Below are 3,109 nucleotides of genomic sequence, written 5' to 3' on the forward strand. Positions count from 1 at the left end.
TAAATAGGGGTCAGTCGTAAAACGGGTCAGTCGTAAAACCCATTTAGAGAAAGTTATGGGTCACCACAGACATAGGAGGGACATTCGTGAACATAGTACTGTCATGTGGCCCCAGCAAATCTATATAGCATATCTGTGGATAAGTATTCTGTTTCATCATGTAACGCAACAATAATCAATGGGTTCGAACAATACTTTCGTTTTTTACGACAAATATTCTATCGCTTTCTTAACCAATTCTTCAATGGTGGTTTTACAGGAAACTGTCGCACCCCATGTTAATGCCTTGAATGATTTCTTCAAGAAAGAACTGTTAGGCTGAGGTTTTGATAGTTCCGTCCGAATATCAATCAGCTCTCTAGAAATGCCGTTAAATTCTTCGTCTGCATCTTTAGCCACCCTTTCTATTTCATCAGCTAACGAATTCAGTTTTGCAATCACATCAGATGAAGGTGACTGTTCAATCTTGGCCGCAATTGTAGCATTGTTTGCTTCAATTGTGCCAGGTCCTGCCTGAACAATGCCTGCTGTGATATTATTGGTTATTACCTGATGTATTTCTTTTTTTGCAGAATTTGACTTCAAATCCAACTCTCCACTGAAGACCCGCTCATTCAAATCCATAAACATGTCTATGATACGGCCTTGTACATTATCAATGATAGTTTGGTATGTAGAAGGCGAAAGTACTTTATGGACATTTTGGATATGGGCCTCGCCTAACACTTTCTGAACAAGCACCTGCTCATAAGGACTTAGCGACATGCACAAATCTTCAGGATGCTTTGAGAACTCTATGATAGCTGAAATGGTATCGTAAAAACGGACTGTCATTATCTCCTTATACTTTTCAAGCCCCAAGTTAGCTACTGGCACGCTCTGACCACTAAACGTCCATGCTCCAAACCCTTGTGGTACTATATAGTTTGCCTTTATTTCTACGGCACTCGATATACGATACTTTGGAAGTTCATGATCGTTGTAACCTGTTATGAATTCACAGGTATACCATGATTTCAACTTCTCGTCACCTAATAACCTAACAATAATCTGTATCTTACTGGAAACATCCGTCAGGCTCTTATTATTGCCAAGGTCTAATAGTACCTCTTCAATGAGTTTTTTTGTATCCATATCTTAAATGTATTCGTGTCAAGCAATAAGATTTGTGCTTCCTAAGGCCTTTATCAACCACTTCCACACAGGAACTACGGGTATTTCCTCTTCCGTGCCCTCCTCATCGTAAGTAATCAGCAGGCACTTCCAGTCCTCGTGCGCTTTGGCATACTTGACCAGTGGTAGCACCTCCCTGTTGTAAGTAATCTCATTCTTGATGCTGTAGGACACTTGTATAGCAAGCTTCTCGTCAGGCACAACAAAGTCTATCTCCTTCTCCGCATTCAGGAAAAACACATTCTTTTTGCCATACCGCCTGCACAGTTCTACCGCCACCATGTTCTCCAGTAGCGATGTCTCTGAGTTCATCAGGAACAGGTTCAGTAAGCCGTTATCAACAAAGTAGTATTTCTTCTGCATCTCCTTCTCCGTCAGCTTCCCAATCTCATTCTCCATGGGTAATATCAGCCAACTGTCAGCGGCATAATCCACATAGTCTATCGTAGTAGGCACACTGATGGGCGACCCCGTTGCCACTATCACGTTCCTCAGCCTGTTATACGACAGAGGTTGCTTCACGCTCTCTGCCATCTTCTTAATCAGGATGTTCAACACCCTGTCGTTCTTAATGTTGTTTCGGGCACAGATGTCACCCAAGTAGATCTTCTGGTACAAGCTCGAAAGCATAGCCCGCTTGTTCTTAAACGACAGGATCTCTGGCAGACCACCGTAATAAAAGTACTCATTCAGGTGTCGCTTCACTTCGCTTCTTTGAATCGTGTCATACTCCCAATGCTCCCTCAGTTCTACCTGCTGAGCTGCCAGATACTCTTTGAATGAATATGGGTACGCATCGCAGATAAAGAACCGTCCGCCCAACGTAGTTGCCACCTCCTTGCTCAGCATCTTCGCATTACTACCTGTCACATACACCCTGTATTTCGCATCAGCCAATCTACGCACGAACTTATCCCAATACGGAATGTTCTGCACCTCGTCCAAAAACACCACCGGTTTTTTACCATACAGCTCTAGATGGGCTTCCAGCAGACTGTTAAAGTCTTCCGTCTGGAATTCAGCCAGACGCTCATCCTCAAAGTCCACAAACAGAATCTCGTCCCATCCTTTTCCTTCCGCCTGCAGCTGACGCACGCGCTGATACAGCAGATACGACTTACCCGCATGTCTCACGCCAACTATCACATAATTGCCATTCTCTTCAAACTTTATGGGACGGTTCACTATCACCACCTCATCCACTTCGCGCTGCTTACTAATCAGGCACTGTTTGATGACATCTTTACTAATACTCATATAAATTGTATTTAATAGGAATTGCGCAATCTTATAAAGGTTAGTTTACAAAGTTAGGCATTTTCTATAAAACAAAATTAATAACCTTCGATTTTTTTATAATATTTTACCCTCTTCCATTAAGGTGGCACGCTCCGCTGGACGCATTCTTTTTAACAAATCAGCTTTTTGTCTTCCTGTTTCGGCTCTTTGAGCAGGTAGGCATTGTCTGCCTATCGCTGGGATTCATAAAAAGAAAATCCCAAGATTACGAAACAATGCACGTTTTCACTTGGGATAAAAAGCTCGTTACCATTCTTATCCTTTGCCCTTGCTTATACATCTCCAGCCAAGTGTTCCAGGTACATTTTTTGCGAATAGGCAGATCAAGCCGCTCAGATTCCTTGGTCCCTCTTATCCCGAACTCAGGTTAAAAGCTCTTTCAAAGGGATTCTTGTTTGCATGAAGAGTATCTTTTACAGTTTCACTTCACCCATATCATGTTCGTAAAACATTATCTTTCGCAAAAATAATTCTGGTCAGAATTAAAATGATTGGTGATTTTGTGTGTTGATAGTGATTAAAATATTATCTTTGCCAAACATTATGTTTGGCAAAGATAATTATTGATAATATGGAATTTATTGATAGAATAGAAGAAATCACTACGTTCAAGCGCACGCTGGGCCTTAGCCGGCCT

The 3,109-nt window shown here is 41.9% G+C and carries 2 protein-coding genes; both read right to left on the bottom strand.

Annotated elements, in window-relative coordinates; translation table 11 throughout:
* Positions 1–204: 204 nt before the first annotated feature.
* Positions 205–1,134 (bottom strand): AbiTii domain-containing protein, encoded by a 930-nt coding sequence (locus HMPREF0650_RS08150; protein WP_004349903.1) that lies wholly within the window; start codon positions 1,132–1,134, stop codon positions 205–207.
* Between the two features lie 18 nt (positions 1,135–1,152).
* The gene (locus HMPREF0650_RS08155) at positions 1,153–2,430 is read right to left on the bottom strand and encodes an ATP-binding protein (RefSeq protein ID WP_004349904.1); all 1,278 of its coding nucleotides are present in this window, start codon (positions 2,428–2,430) and stop codon (positions 1,153–1,155) included.
* Positions 2,431–3,109 lie beyond the last annotated feature (679 nt).

This window comes from Hoylesella buccalis ATCC 35310, assembly GCF_000177075.1.
GTDB classification, from domain to species: domain Bacteria; phylum Bacteroidota; class Bacteroidia; order Bacteroidales; family Bacteroidaceae; genus Prevotella; species Prevotella buccalis.